This is a genomic window from Planctobacterium sp. AWM4_229, from assembly GCF_056160305.1.
In genome coordinates, this window is record NZ_JBSWWX010000006.1 from 14,187 (window position 1) to 37,021 (window position 22,835).

20 protein-coding genes are annotated in these 22,835 nt (G+C 46.9%); 19 read left to right on the forward strand and 1 reads right to left on the reverse strand.

The window, feature by feature from the left end:
- Positions 1-39: 39 nt before the first annotated feature.
- From nudF to parE, 4 genes are all read left to right on the forward strand, one after another.
- A complete protein-coding gene (gene nudF / locus ACXAGP_RS14035) occupies positions 40-669 on the forward strand; it encodes an ADP-ribose diphosphatase (protein WP_475262157.1) in 630 nt (209 codons plus the stop codon).
- Between the two features lie 45 nt (positions 670-714).
- Positions 715-1,155: a DUF1249 domain-containing protein gene (locus tag ACXAGP_RS14040; protein WP_475262158.1), complete on the forward strand. Its 441-nt coding sequence runs from the start codon at positions 715-717 to the stop codon at positions 1,153-1,155.
- Positions 1,156-1,201: 46 nt separating this feature from the next.
- Positions 1,202-1,768 (forward strand): YqiA/YcfP family alpha/beta fold hydrolase, encoded by a 567-nt coding sequence (locus ACXAGP_RS14045; protein WP_475262531.1) that lies wholly within the window; start codon positions 1,202-1,204, stop codon positions 1,766-1,768.
- A 109-nt stretch (positions 1,769-1,877) separates the two neighbouring features.
- Positions 1,878-3,767, forward strand: a complete 1,890-nt coding sequence (gene parE / locus ACXAGP_RS14050) for a DNA topoisomerase IV subunit B (RefSeq protein WP_475262159.1) — start codon at positions 1,878-1,880, stop codon at positions 3,765-3,767.
- A 65-nt stretch (positions 3,768-3,832) separates the two neighbouring features.
- Here parE and ACXAGP_RS14055 read toward each other — a convergent pair whose 3' ends face one another.
- Complete coding sequence (locus ACXAGP_RS14055) at positions 3,833-5,371, reverse strand: sigma 54-interacting transcriptional regulator (protein ID WP_475262161.1); 1,539 nt, start codon at positions 5,369-5,371, stop codon at positions 3,833-3,835.
- 327 nt (positions 5,372-5,698) lie between these two features.
- Between ACXAGP_RS14055 and megL the strand changes: the two genes are divergently transcribed.
- The 15 genes from megL (at position 5,699) to ACXAGP_RS14130 (ending at position 22,743) form a co-directional block, all read left to right on the forward strand.
- The gene (gene megL / locus ACXAGP_RS14060) at positions 5,699-6,985 is read left to right on the forward strand and encodes a methionine gamma-lyase (protein WP_475262163.1); all 1,287 of its coding nucleotides are present in this window, start codon (positions 5,699-5,701) and stop codon (positions 6,983-6,985) included.
- A gap of 407 nt (positions 6,986-7,392) precedes the next feature.
- Positions 7,393-8,250: a universal stress protein gene (locus tag ACXAGP_RS14065; protein WP_475262164.1), complete on the forward strand. Its 858-nt coding sequence runs from the start codon at positions 7,393-7,395 to the stop codon at positions 8,248-8,250.
- A gap of 50 nt (positions 8,251-8,300) precedes the next feature.
- Entirely contained in the window at positions 8,301-8,771 is a 471-nt protein-coding gene (locus ACXAGP_RS14070) for a Na+/H+ antiporter subunit E (RefSeq protein ID WP_475262165.1), read from the forward strand.
- A complete protein-coding gene (locus ACXAGP_RS14075) occupies positions 8,771-9,043 on the forward strand; it encodes an MrpF/PhaF family protein (protein ID WP_475262167.1) in 273 nt (90 codons plus the stop codon). The genes ACXAGP_RS14070 and ACXAGP_RS14075 overlap by 1 nt, the downstream gene beginning before the upstream one ends.
- The gene (gene mnhG / locus ACXAGP_RS14080) at positions 9,033-9,410 is read left to right on the forward strand and encodes a monovalent cation/H(+) antiporter subunit G (protein WP_475262168.1); all 378 of its coding nucleotides are present in this window, start codon (positions 9,033-9,035) and stop codon (positions 9,408-9,410) included. The genes ACXAGP_RS14075 and mnhG overlap by 11 nt, the downstream gene beginning before the upstream one ends.
- A gap of 23 nt (positions 9,411-9,433) precedes the next feature.
- Positions 9,434-10,417 (forward strand): Na(+)/H(+) antiporter subunit B, encoded by a 984-nt coding sequence (locus ACXAGP_RS14085; protein ID WP_475262169.1) that lies wholly within the window; start codon positions 9,434-9,436, stop codon positions 10,415-10,417.
- Between the two features lie 5 nt (positions 10,418-10,422).
- Positions 10,423-10,836, forward strand: coding sequence for a cation:proton antiporter subunit C (locus tag ACXAGP_RS14090; RefSeq protein WP_475262170.1), 414 nt, complete (start codon positions 10,423-10,425; stop codon positions 10,834-10,836).
- The gene (locus ACXAGP_RS14095; RefSeq protein WP_475262171.1) at positions 10,829-12,319 is read left to right on the forward strand and encodes a monovalent cation/H+ antiporter subunit D family protein; all 1,491 of its coding nucleotides are present in this window, start codon (positions 10,829-10,831) and stop codon (positions 12,317-12,319) included. Before ACXAGP_RS14090 ends, ACXAGP_RS14095 begins: the two co-directional genes overlap by 8 nt.
- Positions 12,316-13,782, forward strand: a complete 1,467-nt coding sequence (locus tag ACXAGP_RS14100; protein WP_475262173.1) for a proton-conducting transporter transmembrane domain-containing protein — start codon at positions 12,316-12,318, stop codon at positions 13,780-13,782. Before ACXAGP_RS14095 ends, ACXAGP_RS14100 begins: the two co-directional genes overlap by 4 nt.
- Entirely contained in the window at positions 13,783-14,076 is a 294-nt protein-coding gene (locus ACXAGP_RS14105) for a hypothetical protein (RefSeq protein WP_475262175.1), read from the forward strand.
- Positions 14,063-15,757, forward strand: coding sequence for a Na(+)/H(+) antiporter subunit D (locus ACXAGP_RS14110; RefSeq protein WP_475262177.1), 1,695 nt, complete (start codon positions 14,063-14,065; stop codon positions 15,755-15,757). The genes ACXAGP_RS14105 and ACXAGP_RS14110 overlap by 14 nt, the downstream gene beginning before the upstream one ends.
- 143 nt (positions 15,758-15,900) lie before the next feature.
- The gene (locus tag ACXAGP_RS14115; RefSeq protein ID WP_475262178.1) at positions 15,901-16,320 is read left to right on the forward strand and encodes a hypothetical protein; all 420 of its coding nucleotides are present in this window, start codon (positions 15,901-15,903) and stop codon (positions 16,318-16,320) included.
- A gap of 123 nt (positions 16,321-16,443) precedes the next feature.
- Positions 16,444-17,838 carry a TolC family protein gene (locus tag ACXAGP_RS14120; protein ID WP_475262180.1) on the forward strand — a complete coding sequence of 465 codons (1,395 nt, stop codon included), beginning with the start codon at positions 16,444-16,446 and terminating at the stop codon, positions 17,836-17,838.
- Positions 17,838-19,607, forward strand: coding sequence for an efflux RND transporter periplasmic adaptor subunit (locus ACXAGP_RS14125; RefSeq protein ID WP_475262181.1), 1,770 nt, complete (start codon positions 17,838-17,840; stop codon positions 19,605-19,607). Before ACXAGP_RS14120 ends, ACXAGP_RS14125 begins: the two co-directional genes overlap by 1 nt.
- A complete protein-coding gene (locus ACXAGP_RS14130; protein ID WP_475262183.1) occupies positions 19,600-22,743 on the forward strand; it encodes an efflux RND transporter permease subunit in 3,144 nt (1,047 codons plus the stop codon). Before ACXAGP_RS14125 ends, ACXAGP_RS14130 begins: the two co-directional genes overlap by 8 nt.
- Positions 22,744-22,835 lie beyond the last annotated feature (92 nt).

Sequence of the window (22,835 nt, forward strand, 5' to 3'; positions counted from 1 at the left end):
GTCTGAAACCGCAACGCTTAACTGACAGAAGGAGCTATTGTGTCCAACTGGCATCGTTTTACCGATTCTGATGTAGAAATTGAACAACAAGAACCTAAATTTGAAGGTTTTTTTACCGTTTTCAACTATAAACTTCGACATAAGTTATTCGCTGGTGGCTGGAGCAACTGGATTTCCCGTGAAGTTTTAGACAGAGGTCATGCTGTCGCCATGTTGCCTTATGATCCTATTCGGCAGGAATTTGTTATGATTGAGCAGTTCCGGGTGGGGGCTGTACCCACCTCTGGTAAGCCTTGGTTGCTGGAAATTGTCGCTGGCATGATAGACGAAGGAGAGAGCCGAGAAGAGGTGGCACTCAGAGAAGCGCAGGAAGAAGCCGGACTCGAAGTCAAAAGCTTGCTTGAGTTGACGGATTATTTGCCAAGTCCGGGTGGCACTACAGAGCGTTTATACCTTTATTTGGGGATCGTGGATGCGCAAGATGCCCAAGGTATTCACGGTCTGGATCATGAGGACGAAGACATACTGGTACATCGCATTCCTGAAGCACAAGTAAGGGAGCTTTTGAAGCAAGGCGAGTTTGACAACTCCGCCACCATTATTGCGCTGCAATGGTTCTTCTTACACAAACAAGAACTATTGGAAAAAGTAGCGGCAAATAAGGTATAACAATAGCCTTAACTGGTAAGCATATTTAAGGAAAACGAAAGATAGATGGCCACCAACGCGCAGCCAAATAAGAAATACTTCCCTAACCTCAAAGGTTTACACACCCTTTGTGAGGTGAATTACGCGCGTCTATTAAAGCTATTACCGGATTGCGATACAGAAAGTCTCAGTTATGAATTTGGTGATGGTGGGAATTTGAATTATCAAATTTCTATTCTCGAAACCAGCCGTTACACCAGTACCCTGGATGTACGCCAGTTAAATGAAGCGTTACCGGGTTGGATGAAGCCAACCATGAAAGTGCGCTTGTACCACGACGCCCGGATGGCAGAAGTGCTGAGTAGTCAGAATGTTTCAGCCATACAACCTAGCTATCCATATCCCAATAAAAACATGCATCAAAAGAATGAAAAAGAAATGACTAATCTGTTTTTGGCGGAATGGTTGGTATTTTGTTTGAAACAACAGGCTAATGCGCCTGTCTGAGTCCCTCATTGTTGTTCAAATACGTTAAGGAATCCCATTGAAAAAGGTGCTCATTTATTTGCATGGCTTCTTGAGTTCGCCCGCCTCGGAAAAAGCACAAGCAACCCTGGCTTACTGGCAACAGCATCACTGCGACATTGAGTTTGTGTGTCCACAATTACCTTGCTACCCCGAAGAGGCTAAAAGCCTGTTGGATGAGCTTGCGCAAACCTACAAGGGGGCCAAGGTAGGCTACATAGGCAGTTCTCTCGGCGGCTTTTTAAGTACCTACATGTCGGATAATTATGGCGGTAAAGCCGTACTGATAAATCCGGCGGCCAAGCCTCATGAAGTACTGGGAGATTATCTCGGTGAGCACGTTCACCCATACACACAAGAGTGTTTTACTTTAAAACCGGAACACATGCAGCAGCTCAAACAGATGTATCATCCCGTCCCTGTTGATCCCGCGCAGTTCTGGGTGTTATTGCAGACAGAGGATGAAACCCTGGATTACCGAGATGCGGAGCAAAAGTATCAGGGTGGTAAATTAACCATAGAGCAGGGCGGCGATCACGCGTTTCAAGGGTACGAGCGATTTTTACCTGATATTTTCCGTTTTTTGTTTGATTAAAGATTGCTAGTATCTTTGAATGAGTTTGACAGACCTGTTGGTCTGCTTGAATGCCGTATGGCGGCGTCGTGTATTTTCAACAAAATAACCATAAGAAAGAAGTATCCGCATGTCAGAACAATATAATGCTGAAGCCATTGAAGTCTTAAATGGATTAGAGCCTGTGCAACGCCGTCCCGGCATGTACACAGACACGACCCGGCCCAACCATCTCGGTCAGGAAGTCATCGACAACAGCGTCGATGAAGCATTGGCCGGACACGCTGATAGTATCAAAGTGATTTTGCATGAAGATCAGTCGTTAGAAGTGATCGACGATGGTCGTGGTATGCCGGTGGATATTCATCCGGAAGAGGGCATATCTGGGGTTGAGCTGATCATGACTAAACTGCACGCTGGCGGTAAGTTTTCCAACAAGAACTACCAGTTTTCCGGTGGTTTGCACGGTGTAGGTATCTCTGTTGTAAACGCCTTATCAACCCGAGTAGAAGTGAATGTGCGTCGTGATGGCAACGTTTTTGCCATTGCTTTCGAAAACGGCAACAAGGTCGAAGAGCTGGAAATTATCGATACCTGCGGTAAGCGCAACACCGGGACGCGGGTGCGCTTTTGGCCGGATGCATCTTATTTTGATTCCGCCAAGTTTTCGGTCAGTAAAATGTGCCACATCTTGCGGGCTAAAGCGGTGTTATGCCCAGGCCTCAAAATTCGCTTTGACAACAAAATCACCAAAGAAACCACGGAATGGCAATATCAGGACGGTTTGCGCGATTATTTGATGCAATCCGCCAAAGACTACATCAGCTTACCCGAAGATGAGCCCTTTGTAGGGCAGTTTTCCGGAAACAACGAAGCCGCCGATTGGGCGGTGATTTGGCTACCCGAAGGGGGCGAAATTGTTAATGAAAGCTATGTTAACTTGATCCCCACTGCCCAAGGCGGTACTCACGTTAATGGACTACGCCAAGGCTTGTTGGAAGCAATGCGCGAGTTTTGCGAATTCCGCAACTTGCTGCCTCGTGGCGTAAAACTCACCCCTGAAGATATTTGGGATAAGTGTAGTTACATTCTTTCTACGAAAATGCAGGATCCGCAATTTGCCGGACAAACCAAAGAGCGACTCTCTTCTCGCCAGGCATCAGCGTTTGTTTCAGGCGTAGTAAAAGATGCGTTCTCTTTGTGGCTTAACACCCATACCGATGTTGCTGAAACCTTATCTGAGTTTTTTATTGCCAATGCTCAGCGCCGATTACGCCAAAGTAAAAAAGTGGCGCGTAAGAAAGTGACATCTGGCCCGGCGCTTCCGGGCAAATTAACTGACTGTACCACTCAAGATACCAGCCGTTCTGAACTTTTCCTGGTGGAAGGGGATTCAGCGGGGGGCTCAGCAAAACAGGCTCGAGACAAAGAATTTCAGGCGGTGATGCCGCTACGGGGTAAAATTCTCAATAGCTGGGAAGTGGACTCCTCTCAGGTACTGGCTTCACAGGAAATTCACGATATCTCTGTGGCTTTGGGTATCGATCCCGACAGCGAGGATATTTCCGGTTTGCGCTACGACAAGGTGTGTATCCTTGCCGATGCCGATTCCGATGGTTTGCACATTGCTACGCTGTTATGTGCCTTGTTTGTTAAACATTTCAGAACGCTGGTAAATGCCGGGCATGTGTATGTAGCCATGCCGCCACTTTATCGCATCGATGTGGGCAAAGAAGTGTTTTATGCCCTGGACGAAGGCGAAAAAGAAGGTGTACTGGATCGCATTCAGGCCGAGAAGAAAAAAGGCAAAGTAAATGTACAGCGCTTTAAAGGTCTGGGGGAAATGAACCCAATTCAGCTGCGCGAAACCACCATGGACCCCAATACCCGCCGCTTAGTGCAACTCACCGTTGATGACACACAAGAAATGCTGGAGTTGATGGATATGTTACTGGCTAAAAAACGCTCCTCAGAGCGCAAGGACTGGTTGGAAGATAAGGGCAATTTGGCGGTGGTTTGATGTCAATTACACAATAAACTTGCCATGGTTTTAAGGCGTCTACATTAGACGCCTTTTTAGTACAATTAAATACTGTTGATGTTGTGCTTCGCTAGCTTTCGTGCGATTTGTGAATGTGATAAACCGAGGCGTTTTGCCAATTTCCTTGATGATGGATATTGCGGGTAGAGCGTGGTTAATAATTGCTTTTCAAATTCGTCTAAGGATTGCTGAAGCGACACTACCTTCTCTGACAATAAATTATCTGGTAATACGTCATGTGATGCGAGTTTACCCGATGCAACATTGTCCTGATCATCAATCCATTCGATGGTGTCAGAGTCATTCATTGCGACAGCGCGGAACAGGGTATTCTGGAGCTGTCTGACATTGCCAGGCCAGGGGTGTTGTCTGATTTGGGCGTAAGCCTGTTGTGAGAGTTGTGCTTGGGGTTGATTGATTTGCTCGCTGGCTTGATGTAAGAAATGGGGCACTAATAAATCCAGGTCTTGCTCTCGATCTCTTAGAGCGGGAAGATTTAGCGCTAACACATTAAGTCGATAAAACAGATCTTCTCGAAAGGTTTTTTCCAGCGTCATTTGTTCCAGATCTCTATGAGTTGCACAAACAATGCGCACATCAACGGTGATTTCTCGTGTGCCGCCAATACGTCTAAAGGTTAGATCCTCTAAGAAGCGCAGTAACTTCGCTTGCAAATACAGCGACATCTCGCCGATTTCATCCAAAAATACCGTGCCGTTATTGGCCAATTCAAACAGGCCGGGTTTCCCCCCTTTTTGCGCCCCAGAAAAAGCACCATTGGAATAACCAAACAGCTCGCTTTCCAACAGGTTTTCAGGTAGAGCTGCGCAATTAATAGTCAGGAATGGCTCTGATTTTCGAGGTCCCTCATAGTGCAACGCTTTAGCAAAGAGCTCTTTACCTGTGCCAGTTTCGCCTGTGATCAATACCGGCAGATCCAGCGCTGAAAAGCGCATGGTTTGCTGTTTTATGGTTCGCATTTTCGATGATTGCCCGATAATACTATCGATTCCCGCTTGTACATTAGCTTGTACAGCTGAAAGTTGCTGACCCAATCGCTCTGGACTGCTCAACAGGATCACCGCCCCGGTAATCAGACTGCCGGACTTTACCGGTGTCGATTGCATTAAAAAAGCACCATTGGCGGTACTCATTTCCTGCGCCATGGTGCCCTTTTTAAGCAGTTGCTGAAGGTCGATGTCGAGATAGTCATTAATAAAGCTTTCTTCCAGTTTTCCTGGATTTCCAAGCAGGGCCAATTGTGCGGCTTGATTCGCTACCAATATCTGACCGTTTGCGTCAATATCAAGGACAGCGTCGGGCAAATGGGATAGTAGTGCATCAAGGTGATTGCGCCGGTGTTCGTTGGGTAATAAGGAAATGGTTTGCACGCCAAGTACGCCTTCCACCTGCATCAGCTTATTGACGATCAACGCTTGCTGAGTTTCGGGCACATCACATGCCACATAAGTGTGATGGGGTTGCATTTCGGTGGCTCGCAAGTCCCATCCTTGCTGTCCAAATACCGCGAGAATTTTTTGGGTAATCCCCAATCGGTCTTCGGAAATAATATCGAATTTCAACTTTTACCCCAAATTGTCTCTAAAAAGATACACGTATCAAAAGAGATACAACTTCCAAATTTAGCGTTAAAACCCCGGTTCGTAAAGGAGTATAGGGGCTCGCCTCATTTAAATGTCACATTAATGATACGGTTTGATTCCTGAGTTGTATCTGTTGAAATCCTAAGGTATTGATTTATAAGGATTAAGTTCTTTGTCGCTGTTGGCAAGGTTTTAGCTATCGTTTTCAACCATTTTCTGCATCTGACTTTGTGCACAATGATGCATGAGTCGGTGTAAATCGCGTTGCATAGCGCTATTCCTATTTAGTCGTGGAGAAGTACAAAAATGAAAATTGAAACCCTGGCCATCCATGCAGGACATGAGAAAGACCAACATGGCTCTCTCGCCACCCCTTTGTATCAAACATCTACCTTCGTTTTTGACGATGCAGAGCAAGGCGCAAAACGATTTGCCGGTGAACAAGAAGGTTATATCTATACTCGCTTGGGTAACCCAACCACGCGTCAACTAGAAAAGAAAGTGGCAGCGTTAGAAGGTATGGACGATGCCGCTGCTGCCGCTACCGGCATGGCTGCCGTCAGTGCCGCCATAATGAGTAATGTGCAAGCGGGTGACCATATAATTGCTTCCCGTGCTTTGTATGGTTGTTCCTTCGCGTTGCTTAGCCATATGTTGCCCAAGTTTGGTGTGGAAGTGAGTTTCGTTGATTTTACCGATGGCGGTGAATGGCAAGAGGCCTTGCAGGAGAATACCAAAATATTGTTCTTAGAATCTCCCATCAATCCGACGATGCAAGTGGTGGATTTACAGGAAGTAGGCCAATTTGTGAAACAGCACAATTTACTGGGGATATGTGACAATACCTTCATGACCCCGATGTTGCAGCAGCCGGTCAAATTTGGTTTTGACCTTGTAATTCACAGTGCCACTAAGTATTTGAACGGTCACGGTGATGTTGTAGCCGGAATTATCTGCGGTTCGCAAGATATGATTAACCACATTAAACTCACCGGGCTTAAGGACATTGGTGGCACAATGAGCCCTCATGATGCGTGGCTCATACTGCGCGGATTAAAAACCTTGTCCGTAAGAATGGAACGTCATTGTAAGAACGCCCAGATCATTGCTGAACATTTAGAAAAGCATGAGTTGGTAGATAAAGTTTATTATCCGGGGCTAAAAGAACATCCAGGGCACCGTTTTGTTGGACAGCAAATGTCAGCAGCAGGTGGGGTAATTGCCTTTGAACTGAAGGGTGGCAAAGAAGATAGTGTTAAAATGTTGGATAACCTGCAATTGTTTCAAATTGCCGTCAGTTTGGGTGATGCCGAATCCCTGATCCAGCACCCTGCGACAATGACACATAGTCCATACACAGAGGAAGAACGCCAACACGCCGGGATCAGTGATTCACTTATTCGCATCTCCGTGGGACTTGAGAACGTCGATGACCTTTTGGATGACCTCAATCAAGCGCTTTATAAAGCTATGAATGACAAGTTGCCCACAGCGAACATGGAAGGCATGATGTTGAGTCAAGATCCTGATTTTAACAGTAACAATGCCCAGCAAAACACAGGGAAATCGGAAGTAACCACATGTCAGGACTAGACAGATAAAGCTCTATTGAAGGCGAACAAGTATGTTCGCCTTTTTTATGTCTACCTAATACTCGATCTCAGGACATTATCTGAGCCGCGAATATGGTGTCAATAATATTTTGCAGGTTGGTTGTCTGGCAGCATTGTTTGAAAAGCCTTTGGGATTGCTATGAGTAAGACGTTCTCAAACGCTTTCCGTAAAAAATAGACTCCACCTATTAAACTTTATTCTAAGTTGTAATCAGTTTTTTTCGATAATTGTAGTGTTTGTATTTTTTACAAACTCCTTCTATTTTGGTTTGCTTAGTAGTTGAATCAAAAGACTATTTTTTTGATTGTCCGAGAGTCGCCGCATTTTTCAGGAACTCTTCTATACTTAACTTCATTCATCATAAGAATGCTCCACCAAGAGTACGTATGGCTAAAAAAATCCTGGTGATCACTGACAAGCACGAACGCGAGAATTGCTCATTAAAGAAAGCGCATGAGGTTGCTGCGCCGCTCGGCGAAGATATAGAAGTGATACGTTTTATTAAAGAAGAGGATCAGCACGATGATGCAACAATTAGATCCTCGGACAATGAGCTTCGCGCTACTCTCAATGAAATTTTCAAAGATTACCCGCAAAAAGATAGCATCAAAAGTCGCGTTGTTGTGACTGCAAATGTAGCCAGGTGGGTGACAGATTATTGTAAATCGGAGAGCTTCGATTTAATTATCAAAACCGGCCATCGCTCCGAATCGTTGTTTCACACTCCGTGTGATTGGGAATTGATTCGCAATGTTTCAGTACCAGTGTTGATTTCCCATCATCGCAGTTGGAATAGCAATCACGCTTTGATGGCAACCATTGATCCGACCTCTAGAGATGAAGCCCATATCGAGTTAACTCGTGCTATTCTGAAGTGGACAAAAAAGTGGGCAATGACCTTCGGTTGCAAAGTGCATGTGCTGTATTGCCTGCCGGTTTCCAGTATCAAACAAGACCTGGATTTGGTGGATATCAAGCGTTATGAGCAGAAACACCGAGCCGAAGCTGAGCAAAAAGTGGCAGAACTGCTGGCAGAATTTGACATACCAGATGTGCAGATTCACGTTGCTGCAGGAGAGCCTGCCAAAGTAATCCCCCACTGTGCTAATGAGATCCGAGCTGAAATGGTAGTTATGGGCAGTATGGGGCGCAAAGGGTTGTCAGGACTGCTGTTTGGCAATACGGCAGAGAAAGTAATGCACCACTTGAGAACGGATTCGCTTGTTATTGAAGCGAAAAAGTAATAAAAAATAACAATATAACTTCGTCAGTGGATTACTGAACAGGAGGGAATGTGCGACATACATTGAGCTTTACCGTCACCTTAATGGTGTTTTGGCTGTTGTTATCAGGTCATATCACATCATTGATGTTGAGCCTTGAAGTCATCTCAGTCGTATCGGTGATTTTCCTGGTACATCGTTTGGGTATGTTCGATCAAGAAACTCACCCGACAAATCTCTTTCTTAAACTTCCCAAATTTTTAAGCTGGTTAATCGTGGATCTGATTGTATCCAACCTGCAGGTTGTGAAGCACATTTGGCAACCCAAGCCACAGCTTTCACCTGCTTTATTAACCGTAAATATGCATCAGCCCGGAGATATGGAACGGGTGATTTATGCCAACTCGATTACCATCACCCCTGGCACGCTGACAGTCGATTTGCAGAATGACACAATCACTGTGCACACCTTAACCGAAGACATGAGCAGTACGATCCGTTCCGGAGAGAGAGATCATAAAGTGAAGGGATTTTTAAGCTGATGTTTACTGCTGCTTCAATCGCTATTCTGGTAACCATGTTTTTAGCCTTGCTCAGGGCTATGGTGGGACCTTCTCTGTACGACCGCATCCTGGCGGTCAACATGTTCGGTACAAAAACCGTATTATTTATCGCGGTAGTGGGCTTTTTGATGGGCAGACCCGAGTTTCTGGATATTGCCTTGGTGTATGCCCTGATGAACTTTATCAGTGTCATCGCTATTTTGCGCTTTTTTGAGTACGACACGCGAGGAGAAACCAATCATGACGGGTGATATGGTGATTGATATTCTCAGCGGAATCCTGCTTGTAGCAGGCAGCTTCTTTTGCTTTTCCGGAGCCGTAGGGTTATTCCGTTTTCCTGATTTCTTCACCCGCATGCATGCCGCCAGCGTTACCGATACCTTGGGAGCGGGAATGGTTTTATTTGGCTTGATGCTGCAAGCTGGACTAACTCTGATTACAGTTAAATTGTTGTTTATATTTGCTTTCTTGTTGCTTACGGGGCCAGCTTCCAGCCACGCAATGGCGAAATCGGCCATTCATAGTGGGCATTTGCCGAAGGGTAAGCAATACACTGTCGATATGCCCGACAATTCTGAGGGTTCTGACAATTCTGGAGGTGCAGAATCGAAACCTTAATTCATATCTTTTTGCTGTTATTCTTGTTGCTAACAGCACTCACCATTATTGCGCTCAAAGACCTGTTCGCTGTTGCCATGTTAAGCGGCATTTATGGCTTGTTGTCAGCCAGCTTATTTGTGGTATTGGACGCGGTAGATGTCGCGTTCACGGAAGCCGCCGTTGGTGCGGGAATTTCAACCATTCTTATGCTCACTACGTTAGCGATAACCGGACGTTACGAGTTGTCAAAACCCAAGCTAAGAACCCGCGTGGGCTTAGTGCTGGTGACAGTGATAGGCGTGTTACTGATTTATGGCACCTTAGGGATGCCGCATTTTGGTGGCACAGACAATCCTGCTAATGGTCATGTAGCTGCCTGGTATATTGCCAATACCACTGAGCAGATTGGCATTCCAAACTATGTTACCGCTGTTTTAGCCAGCTACCGCGGTTTTGATACTTTTGGTGAGCTAGTGGTGGTATTCACTGCAGGTATCGGTGTACTGGCTTTGTTGCCCCACACACCCGGTAACTTCGAAGTGGATGATCATCAACCCATGAAACAGCACTTAATTTTGCGCATCATTTCTAAGTTACTGATCCCCTTTATTTTACTATTTGCTCTGTACGTACAATTTCACGGGGATTTCGGTCCGGGAGGTGGTTTCCAGGCTGGGGTTATTTTCGCTGCGGCGATTATCCTGTACAGCATGATCTTTGGACTGGCCAAAACCATGTCGGTGATTAACCTTGCTGTGGTGCGCTTTTGCGCAGCTTTGGGCGTGTTGTTGTATGGTGCGGTTGGTATTGTTTCCATGCTTAAAGGGGATGTATTCCTCAATTACTCCGCTCTGGCAGAAGATACTCTGGCAGGTCAGCATATCGGTATTATCCTAATTGAGCTCGGTGTGGGGATCACCGTTGCCGCTGTAATGATTTGTGTGTTCTTCACCTTCTCAGGCAGCGTTGATATGTCTGATAAACCCGGTGAAAAACGGGCAATGCAAGATAATATGGAGCAATAATTGCGATGACATTTGACTCTGATTTACTGCAAATGTTTTACGGACTCTTTAATTATTGGATAGTGGTCGCGTTAATGATGTGCGGTTTGTATGTTGTGATCACCGACGGCAATCTGATTAAGAAGGTGGTGGGGCTAACTATCCTGCAAACCTCGGTGTTCATTCTTTACATTAGTATGGCTAACATTGTGGGAGCAACCGCACCAATTGAAGTACCCGAAGGGGCTGTTTATTCCAACCCGCTTCCTCACGTCCTTATCCTAACGGCAATCGTTGTGAGTATTTCTACCACGGCATTGGCTCTGGCATTAATAGTGAGAATAAAACGGGCCTATCACACAGTGGAAGAGGATGTTATTCAGCGCTGGGATGTGAAGAAGTATCGCAACGAAAAACGCGGTAGGGGGCATCATGAATAGCGTGCACTTACCCATACTACAGGTGCTTGTGCCTTTGTTGGCCGCGCCTCTGTGTCTGTTAGTTAATCACAAAAAGCTAAACTGGATATTCACCTTGCTGGTGAGTGGCTTTTCTTTCTTTGTGGCAGTGCAACTGTTAATAACGGTATCCAGTTCAGGTCCTTTGTCTTATCACCTTGGGGGGTGGTTACCGCCTTATGGCATTGAAATTCATGTGGACCAGCTCAATGCCTTTGTGGCGATGATCATTACTGCTATCAGCACACTGGTATTGCTGTCCGCTTATACCAGCCTTGAAAACAAAAATGATATTACCCAAGGCGTCAATACTTACTTTTATGTGGCTTATTTATTGTGCTTTGCTGGACTGCTTGGCATCCTCGTAACTGGCGATGCTTTTAACCTGTTTGTCTTTTTGGAAATCTCATCCCTGGCTTCTTATGTGCTGATCGCTTTGGGCAAAGACAAGCGTGCCTTGTGGGCCTCTTTCCAATATTTGGTGATGGGAACCATAGGTGCCACCTTTATTTTGATTGGTATCGGTCTGCTGTACATGAAAACCGGCACCCTCAACATGGCCGATTTAGCTGCGCGACTACCTGAAATGGCCGACACCAGAACGGTGTTTGTGGCCTTTTGCTTCTTTATTGTGGGTGTCTGTTTAAAGATGGCCGTATTCCCGCTACACATGTGGCTGCCTAACGCCTATGCCTTTGCGCCAACGGTTGTCACCGCGTTTTTAGCAGCGTCGGCCACTAAAGTTGCGCTTTATGTTGTCGTGCGGTTCGTTTTTGTGGTGTTTGGCGTCGAATTCTCCTTCACCATAGTGCCTCTACAGGCTGTGTTTGTTACCTTGGGTGCGCTCGGAGTCATAGTCGCATCGCTGGTTGCTATCAATCAGAAAAACATCAAGCGCATGTTAGCTTATTCCAGTGTTGCTCAAATTGGTTACATGGTATTGGGCTTAAGTATCGGTACGGCAACCGGGCTGATGGCTAGCCTGCTACACCTGTTTAATCATGCCCTGATGAAAGGCGCACTTTTTCTCGCCTTAGGTGCGCTGTTTTACCGTATCGGCGGTGTGAGTCTTAAACATCTACAAGGCATTGGCAAAGAAATGCCCTTAACCATGGCGGCTTTTGTTATTGGCGGCTTGAGCATCATCGGTATGCCCTTAACGGTTGGTTTTGTCAGCAAGTGGTATTTATTGCAGGCCGCCCTGGAGCAAAGCTGGTACATGGTGTCGCTGATTATCCTGTTGGGCTCTTTACTTTCAGTTATCTACATCTGGAAAGTCGTAGAAGCGGCTTATTTCAAACCCGCTATGGCGGATCGTAAACCCGTGACAGAGGCGCCTTTGAGTTTGCTCATACCCATCTGGATTTTGGTATTGGCTAATCTTTATTTTGGTATCGATACCAATCTTTCCGTAACCACAACAGAGCAGATAGCGCAGCAACTTCTGCAGGGTGGTAAGCCATGAATACGATAAATTTGTTGCTCACTACCTTTGCCTTGCCGCTATTACTGATCGCGCTGATATTAATATTTCGCAAGCAACCCAATCTGCGAGAAGCCGCCAGCATTGGTATTGGGGTATTAGTGTTTGTTTGCAATCTGATGTTGTTACAAAACTGGTTAGCAACAGAAGCAATATCGCTGACCCTGTTTACCCTGTTTCCGGGCGTTACTATCGCGTTTAACATTGAACCACTGGGCATGATCTTCGCATTGGTTGCCAGTGCCTTGTGGCCTGTAACAACGCTTTATGCATTGGGTTATATGCGAGCTCATCATGAGCCCAGGCAAACTCAGTTTTATTGCTTTTTCGCGCTGTCGATTTTTTCGGTAATGGGCATTGCCTTTGCTGGCAATCTGATGACTTTGTTTGTCTTTTATGAATTGCTCACTTTGGCCACTTTCCCGTTAGTAGCCCATGCCGGTACCAAAAAAGCCAAACGCGGGGCGAGAACCTATTTGGGTATCTTACTGTTTAGTTCCATTTTATTTTTCCTTTTGGCCGTCATCAGTACCTGGCACTTTACTGGCACCATGGATTTTAAATCTGGCGGCATTTTAGATGGCGTTAGTGATGGTGTGGTTTCGGTACTGCTTATTCTGTTCGTATTTGGGGTAGGCAAAGCGGCCATTATGCCTTTGCATAGCTGGCTGCCTGCAGCAATGGTAGCACCCACTCCGGTGAGCGCTTTATTACATGCCGTTGCGGTAGTAAAGGCCGGGGTATTCACCATCCTTAAAGTGATGGTGTATGTGTTTGGTATCGAACGCCTGGCAACCATTCCTAGTGGCACTTTTTTGCTTTATCTGGCGGGTTTTTCCATCTTGTTTGCCTCGTTAGTGGCTATTCGCAAGCGCAACTTAAAAGCGCGTCTTGCCTGGTCAACCGTGAGTCAATTGGGTTACATCACCATGGGGGCCCTGCTGGCCAGTCCACTAGGTGTGGTAGGCAGTGCAATGCATATCACCATGCATGCCTTCAGTAAAATCACGCTGTTTTTCTGTGCGGGCGCCATTATCGTGGCCGCCCATAAAACTGAAATTCCACAAATGCGAGGCTTAGGCAAACAAATGCCTATTACCATGCTGGCCTTTGGTATCGCCAGTTTGGGCATCATTGGCTTACCGCCAGCAGGGGGAACCTGGAGTAAATGGATGCTGCTGATGGGAACCGCAGAAACAGAGCATTGGATATTGATGTTAATTCTGATGGTAAGTTCCCTGTTGAGTATTGGCTACTTACTACCTGTAACTTTACGCGCCTTCTTCCCTGGTCCGGAAGGCCCAGCTGAGCCTGTGCATGCCAATGGGCGATTTGATCTGGCCCCGACAGCATCATTAATCGCCATCGTTATTACGACGTTTGCCTGCCTTGCGCTGTTTTTTTACGCCGATGCCATTTATCAATTTGCAATGAGGGTGGTGTAGATGAAAGAACCACAAAACTATATGCTCGACAACCCTGTCGTCATCAAACGCATCCTGTTGGTGTTCTACATTATCTGTGGTGTGCTGGTGGCGCTGGATTTTATCCTTCACCGACACACTGAGCACCCTTGGGAGACCTTAACCGCCTTTTACCCCATATACGGCTTTATTGGCTGTGTTGTGCTGGTACTTATCGCTAAGTGGATGCGCATAGTGGTAATGCGCGATGAAGAATATTATGAGCCATTAGACGAGGCGCAAGAAAAGGGAAGGGAAGAACATGTTGGGGAGTGATTTAGCACCTTTCATCCCGTTTTATCTGGGAGCAATACTGGCGGCATTATTGAATGATCGGTTGAGACCTATCGTCACCCTTGTTGTGCCCCTTATTGGATTGGCTTTTCTGTTAAATCTCTCTGATGGTGTGCATTGGCAATGGGGCTTTTTTGGCTTTCAACTCACGCCATTTGTCGTGGATAAGCTTAGTATTCTGTTCGGTATTATCTTCCATATCGCAGCCATCATTGCTGCGCTTTACGCCTGGCATGTCAAAGACAAAATGCAGCAAATTGCCAGTATGCTCTACGCTGGTAGTGCTTTAGGTGCGGTATTTGCCGGTGACTTGATCACTGTTATCGTGTTTTGGGAAATGCTGGCCCTGACCTCAGTATTCCTGGTATGGGCGAGACGCTCAGAACGTGCCATTAGTTCGGGCTTCCGTTATCTGTACTTTCAAATTTTATCTGGCTTGCTACTTATCGCGGGAACGATTTTTTATATCAATCAGACTGGTTCGGTAGAACTAGGATTTATTGGCCTGGAAAGCATAGCCGGCTGGTTAATTTTGCTCGCTTTTGGCGTCAAGTGCGCTTTTCCGTTGTGTCACAACTGGCTTACTGACGCCTATGCCGAATCAACGGTAACGGGCACGGTGTTCTTAAGTGCTTTTACCACCAAAACCGCCGTGTACATGTTGGCCAGAACTTACCCAGGTACAGAGCTGTTGGTGTATATTGGCGCAGCCATGACCTGTTTCCCTATCTTCTATGCGGTAATTGAAAACGACTTACGCCGGGTACTGGCTTACAGTATGATCAACCAGATAGGTTTTATGGTGTGCGGTATCGGGATCGGTACTGCGCTGGCCATCAATGGCGCAGTGGCTCACGCCTTTAACGATATTATCTTTAAAGGGTTGCTGTTTATGTCGGTGGGCGCGGTACTTTACATGACGGGGCGAAGTAATGCCTCAGAGCTAGGCGGGCTGTACAAAAGCATGCCCAAAACCACGATATTCTGTTTGATTGGTGCGGCGTCTATTTCCGCCTTCCCATTATTTAGCGGCTTTGTCAGCAAATCCATGGTGATGAGTGCTGTGCTCAAAGAAGGTTACGACTGGATTTGGCTGATGCTGTTGTTTGCCTCGGCTGGGGTATTCCATCATGCCGGTATCAAAATCCCTTATTTCGCCTTTTTTGCTCACGACAGTGGCATCCGAACTAAAGAAGCACCGCTTAACATGTTACTGGCAATGGGTGTTGCGGCAACTTTGTGTATTTTCATTGGTGTTTTCCCTGAAGTCTTGTACGGTTTGTTGCCATTCGCAACGGATTACACGGCTTACGATACTACTCACGTGTTGGCACAAATGCAGATCCTGTTCTTCTCGGCACTGGCCTTTGTATGGCTCAACCTGAAAGGCTACTACCCGCCTGAATTGCGCTCCGTTAACTTGGATGCCGAGTGGTTATATCGCCGCGTCTTACCGGATGTATTGCGCAGCGGACTTGCCGTATTCCGCAACATGGAAAGAGCTGCCTCACAATGGGTGTCCTTAGGGTTAAATAGCTTCAGCCACGTATTTCTAAACCGCAAAGGCGTATTTGGTAAGTTTTCTAAATCCAACCCAACCAGCACTATGGTTATGTGGGTCACCTTATTCCTGGCGTCCTACCTGATATTTAGTTTTGTTTGAAGTGTAATTGATAGGTATTGACCCTGGTGTAACACCAGGGTTTATACTTCAGCTTATTGTGATTTAGCCGGACCTCTCGGCTCAGCGCAAGTCTGATGCGGCACATTGTGCATAAATTGGTACTTTGCTAACTTTACAATTGTATGAAAAATCTTATCGCTAACATTGTTGTGTTGTTCGTGGTTGTCGTTGCTCTTTTGGGGCAGGCGATGGCGTACGCGACGATGTCATGTGGAATGAAGATGCAAAGTGTCGATGCGGCTGTGGTAAGTCACACTGAAATGAAACATTCAGATATGAATCATGCCAGCAAAGATCACGCTAACATGTCTCATTCGCAAATGGATCATAGCATCCATGGCCATGCGCAAATGAGTAGCGATGATGAGCATTGTGCCTCTGAATGTGAGTGCCCGGCGGGTACTTGCAATGGTTTTTCATGGCTTGCCGTTGAGCCATTTGGCATGAGCAACAGTGCGCTGCACGCTAACATACAATCTCTTACTCAATCCCATTACAGTCTGATTCAAACTTCCTTATATCGTCCCCCCATTTTTGCCTGACACAGGGTTAGTGTGTCCAAAACACACTGATGGAAACCACCATATTCTTCTGAATTAACACTTTTTCACAATGAGTTCTTGCGCAAGTGTTCGCAGTAAATTCCGGTACGCCGGAGGAAAAAAATGAATAGCAGTAAAATAAAAAATCGGGTGAAGTTTACAGCCATAGCTTGCTTGTTTGTAGCGCACAATGTGTTCGCGCAACCAGCACAAACCCTTAATCAAGCCCTAACTTTAGAACAAGCAATCACGCTGGCAAATCAATCAGACCCCTGGCACCAGGAAAGTTTATTGCAACAGCAGGCGATGAAGCATCGCAGTGTGGCTGCAGGGCAGTTACCGGATCCTAAGCTTTCTGTAAGTATGATGAACTTGCCCTTGGATTCCTGGGCAATCGAGCAGGAGCCCATGACGCAACTCAAAGTGGCCGTTGCTCAACAGTTTCCCCGTGGCGAAACTCGTCAACTTATGCAGCAGAAATTGCAGCTTGAAGCCGAACGTTTTCCGGTGCTGCGTGATAATCGCAAAGCGCAAGTTGCAGCAAAAATCTCTGAACTATGGTTGCAGGCTTTTCAGGCGCAGAAAATCATTGAGCTTATCGAAAATGACAGAGTGCTGTTTGAACAAATGCTGGATGTAGCGAAAGCGAATTACTCATCCACTTTGGGCAGAACCCGTCAGCAAGATGTTATTCGAGCACAATTAGAGCTGGCGCAGCTGCAAGACTGGTTAACCGAACAAGCCATGTACAAAGAAGCGGCACTGGCAAAACTCAACGAGTGGTTGACTCCGTATTATGAGACTTCTGAATTAGGTCAGATAGATTTCAAAAGCTTGCCATCCTATACGGTAACAACCGAGCTCCCGAAGTTGGAAGTAACCTATGAAGGTATTCTTACGACGTCACAAATAGATGTTAGTGCAATGGTAAACGTACTTTTGCAGCACCCGGCCATCAAAGCGTTGGATATAAAACATCAAGCAGCACAAAAAAACACGGATATCGCCCGCCAAGGCTACAAGCCTCAATGGGGCGTTAATGCCAGCTATGGTTATCGCGACGATGCCCCCGATGGTAGCAGTCGAGCTGACTTTTTCTCTGTTGGGGTGAGTCTGGACATCCCGCTGTTTACCGAGCATAAACAAGATCAATTGGTTTCCGCCAGTGTCGCTGAGAGTGAAGCGGTGAAAACGGAAAAGTTACTTATGGCAAAAAATATGTTGGGCCAGGTGCAAAGTCTGGTTAAAGAGCTGGTGCGTTATCAGCAGCGAGCCGACTTGTACGAAACTCAGTTGTTAGCTCAAAGTCGTGATCAAGCTTCTGCCGCACTGACTGCTTATACCCATGATGATGGTGATTTTTCTGAGGTGGTAAGAGCCAAAATAGCAGAGCTAAATATGCGTATTGCCAAACTTAAAATTGATGTTGCCATCCAGAGAGCCATTGCAAAACTCAATTACTTCCTGAATCAGTCAAAAAGCAAATTTACTGCTGCACAGCAACAAGGAGAATACTGATGAAACCCGCTGTAAAGTTGTTCGCCACCTTAATTGCCGGTGCGGTTATCGGCGCGGGGGGAGTGAGTTTGCTGCAGACTCCCTCTTCGTCATCGGGAGCTGAATCCACAAGCGAGAAACAACCCCTTTATTGGGTGGCGCCGATGGACGCCAATTATCGTCGCGATAAACCGGGTAAATCTCCGATGGGAATGGACCTGGTACCGGTTTATGAAGATGCCGATGATGAGACGCTGTCTGCTGGAACGGTTAAAATTGCCCCGCATGTAGTGAATAATCTGGGGGTGCGCACTGCACCCGTGCAACTAGCAGAACTGAGTAATGCCATTAATACCGTCGGCTACGTGCAATACGATGAGGACAAATTGTTGCATATCCACCCCCGCGTTGAAGGTTGGATAGAAAAATTGTTCGTAAAAGCGGAGGGCGACCCGGTTAAAAAAGACGCGCCTTTATATACCCTGTATTCCCCACAGTTAGTCAATGCCCAGGAAGAATTCATTCTTGCCCTTAAGCGCAATGATAAAGCTTTGATCGCGGCGGCAAGAGAGCGGTTGCGCGCTTTGCAATTATCAAGTGACTTCATTGGCAAATTGCAGCAGCAGCGTAAAGTCAGTCAGTCGGTGACTTTCTATGCGCCACAAAGCGGCGTCATTGATGCCCTTAAAACCCGCGAAGGCTTTTTCGTGCAGCCCGGAAACACCTTGATGAGCATCGCACAATTGCAGCAAGTGTGGGTGGAAGCCGAAGTGTTTGAACGCGATACCGCCGTTATAACTCAGGGGCAGCCGGTGTCTATGACACTGGATTATTTACCAGGAAAAGTCTGGCGGGGCGAAGTGGATTATATTTATCCTACCTTAAACCCCAAAACCCGTACTTTGCGGGTACGCCTGACTTTCGATAATCCTGAACTGTTATTGAAACCTAACATGTTTGCTCAGGTGGTGATCCATGCACAAGCGCAAAGCGACGCTTTATTAGTGCCTAAAGAAGCAGTTATCAGAACCGGCAAACAAGACCGTGTGGTGTTGGCGTTAGGAGAGGGCAGGTTTAAGTCGGTGGCGGTTAGTATTGGTCGGGTGACTGCGGATCATATTGAAATCCTGGAAGGACTGGAACACTTCGACGAAGTGGTTACGTCAGCGCAGTTTTTGATTGACTCTGAATCAAGTAAACAGTCTGACTTTAAACGCATGAGCCATGATGCAGAGCCAGATTCGGTGTGGCTGGAGGGAAAGGTCAATAACGTCATGGTAGGGCACCGTATGGTCAATATCAGCCATGCACCCGTTGAGGCATGGGGATGGCCTGAAATGACCATGGACTTTATCGTTGCCCAGCAGGTAGATATCAATGAACTAGCAGCTGGACAATCGCTGCATTTTGAACTGAGTAAAATGGCAGAGGGCGAGTATCAGTTGACGAAGATTTATATTATGGACACCCAAGTGACTTATCCCACTGCAACGGTGCAAGGACAGCTCAATACTATCTCATTGGATGAGAGAGTATTGAATATCAGTCGTGAGGCGATTGATAAATGGCAGCGCCCGGCAGCCACCATGGATTTTCGGGTGGATGAGGGAGTGGATATCACAAACCTTATGCCGGGCATGTCCTTCTCGTTTACTTTCGAAGTGCGGGAGGATTTGTATATCACGGCGATTGAGGATTTGGCGGAGGGCGTTTCCAATGACAAAGCCAATGATAAGCCTAGCCACAAGAATCATTCGTCACATGCAGTAGAGGGCACAAACCGTGATTGAGTCTATCATTCGCTGGTCTATCAGAAATCGGGTGCTGGTATTATTGCTGACCATGCTAATCGCTTTTGCCGGATTGTTCGCTGTTAAAAATACCCCGGTGGATGCCATTCCGGATTTGTCCGATGTACAGGTTATTGTTAAAACCAGCTATCCGGGACAATCACCACAGGTGGTGCAGGATCAGGTAACCTTTCCACTGACCACTGCCATGTTATCAGTGCCCGGTGCTCAAACGGTACGAGGCTATTCGTTTTTCGGTGATTCTTACGTTTACATCATCTTTGATGATGATACTGATCTGTATTGGGCACGTAGCCGGGTACTGGAGTATCTGAGCCAGGCGGCGTCAAACTTGCCTGAAAGCGCAAAACCGCAACTGGGGCCCGACGCGACAGGTGTTGGTTGGGTATACATTTATGCTTTAACTGACAAAAGTGGCCAGCATGACATCAGTCAGCTGCGCTCAATTCAGGACTGGTTTTTAAAATACGAGTTGCAAACCGTTCCGGGGGTGTCTGAAGTGGCTTCCGTGGGCGGTATGGTAAAACAGTACCAGGTGCAGGTGGACCCAGACAAACTCAGGGCCTACAACATTCCTTTGTCCCATGTGCAAATGGCCCTCAAACGCGGTAATCAGGAAATGGGAGCCTCAGTGCTGGAAATGGCAGAGGCGGAATACATGGTGACGGCCTCCGGCTATATTCAATCCAGTACCGATATAGAACAAATCCCGCTGGGCCTGAATGAACAAGGCACGCCATTAACTATTGGCGATATTGCGGTGGTGGGCCTGGGACCACAAATGCGCCGTGGTATTGCTGAGCTTAATGGCGAGGGTGAAGTCACAGGCGGTGTTGTGGTGATGCGCTTTCAGGAAAACGCGCAAAAAACCATAGCTGGCGTTAAAGAGAAGTTAGCTTCATTGCAACCGTCATTGCCAGAAGGGGTAGAAGTGGTCACGGTTTATGACCGCTCTGATTTGATCAATCGCGCGGTTGACAATCTTTGGCAGAAATTAGGGGAAGAGCTCCTGATAGTGGCCTTGGTTTGTGCTGCTTTTTTGTTTCACTTGCGCTCAGCATTTGTGGCGGTAGTGACCTTACCTTTGGGTATTTTAGTGGCGTTTATTATCATGTACCTGCAAGGGATCAATGCCAATATCATGTCCCTTGGAGGGATCGCCATTGCCATTGGAGCCATGACGGACGGTGCCATAGTGATGATTGAGAATATGCACAAGCACATGGAGAAAACCCCACTCAATGGGCAAAATCGCTGGCAAATAGTGGCAGACGCCACATCTGAAGTGGGGCCTGCTTTGTTTTTCAGTCTGCTGATTATCACCGTATCCTTTTTACCGGTTTTTATACTGGAAGCTCAGGAGGGCAGAATGTTTGCGCCACTGGCTTACACAAAAACCTATGCCATGGCAGCATCAGCGGGGTTAGCCGTGACCCTGGTACCAGTCTTAATCGGGTATTTTATTCGCGGTAAAGTCACTTCAGAACAAACAAACCCCGTAAATAAAGGGTTGATTGCACTCTACAAACCGGTCTTGGGGGCAGTATTGCGATACCCCAAATTCACTATCATGATCGCTTTGCTGATCACCATCCTTGGCTTTTACCCCATCAACAAGATTGGCAGTGAGTTCATTCCACCCCTGGATGAAGGGGATCTCATGTATATGCCGACTACTTATCCGGGTATTTCTATTGGTAAGGCCCGTGAATTGCTACAGCAAACCGACAAACTGATCCGCACTGTGCCGGAGGTTCAGAACGTATTCGGCAAAGTGGGGCGGGCGGATACGGCCACCGATCCGGCACCACTCACTATGATCGAAACTTTCATTCAACTGAAACCCAAAGTTCAATGGCGTGAGGGCGTCACCACCGAGTCATTAAAAGCGGAACTGGATAGTTTGGTGAAATTTCCGGGAGTAACCAACGCCTGGGTGATGCCGATAAAAACCCGGATAGACATGTTGGCAACGGGTATAAAAACCCCTGTGGGGATTAAAGTGGCAGGGCCGGATCTAAACGTTATTCAGGATATCGGCAGCGAAATTGAGCGGATTCTGCAGGACGTGCCGGGTACCGCTTCGGTGTATTCCGAACGGGTTGCTGGTGGACGTTACATAAAAGTGGACATATTGCGGGATAAAGCCAGTCGTTTTGGCTTGAACATCGCTGACGTACAGCAGGTGGTTTCCACCGCCATCGGCGGCATGAATGTGACTCAAACCGTCGAGGGGCAGGAGCGTTATCCAGTGAATTTGCGCTATCCACTAGATTATCGAGATAGCCCTGAAAAGCTGGCGCGACTGCCTGTGGTTACCCCATCAGGTCAGCGTATAGCGCTTGGCGATGTCGCTGATATCCGCATCGAATCAGGACCGCCGGGAATTAAAAGTGAGAACGCCCGAATTAATGGTTGGAGCTTTATTGACATTGAGGGAGTGGATGTGGGCAGTTACGTACAACAAGCCCAGACGGTGATGGCCCAAGAGTTAGATTTACCCGCAGGCTATTCTGTCAGCTGGGCCGGGCAATATGAATACATGGAGCGAGCCAAAGCCAAGCTGGCCTATGTTTTACCCATGACTTTAGCCATTATCGTGCTGTTGTTGTTTCTCAATTTCCGCCGTTTTATCGAAGTCGCGATGATTATCGGCACGCTGCCGCTGGCTATGATTGGCGGCTTGTGGCTCATGTATTTGGAGGGATTCAATTTTTCTGTGGCCGTGGGAGTTGGATTCATTGCGCTGGCTGGTGTCGCGGTGGAAATCGGTGTGCTGATGCTGGTTTATCTCAATCAGGCCTTCAAAGACGCGCAACAAAGGGCTGTAAAAGACGCCAGACCCATTTCACATGCACAGTATCAACAGGTTTTGTTGCAGGGAGCGAGTTTGCGAGTACGGCCTGTGATCATGACTGTGGCCACCATTATTTTGGGCTTGTTACCCATTTTGTATGGCTCCGGCACCGGTGCCGAAGTGATGAGCCGTATTGCTGCACCCATGGTGGGGGGCATGAGCAGTGCCCTGATATTAACGTTGATTGTCCTGCCGGCAGTGTATAGCTTGATAAAAACACGGGAGCTAGACAGGTTTAACCAACAGTTTAAGCAATAGGTTTCTCGGTAATAGTGGCGGGGGATTGCGCACCTCAAAAATGGTGATTTGTGATGATGCGACTCAAAGCGTTGCTTATTGGATATTAGCGG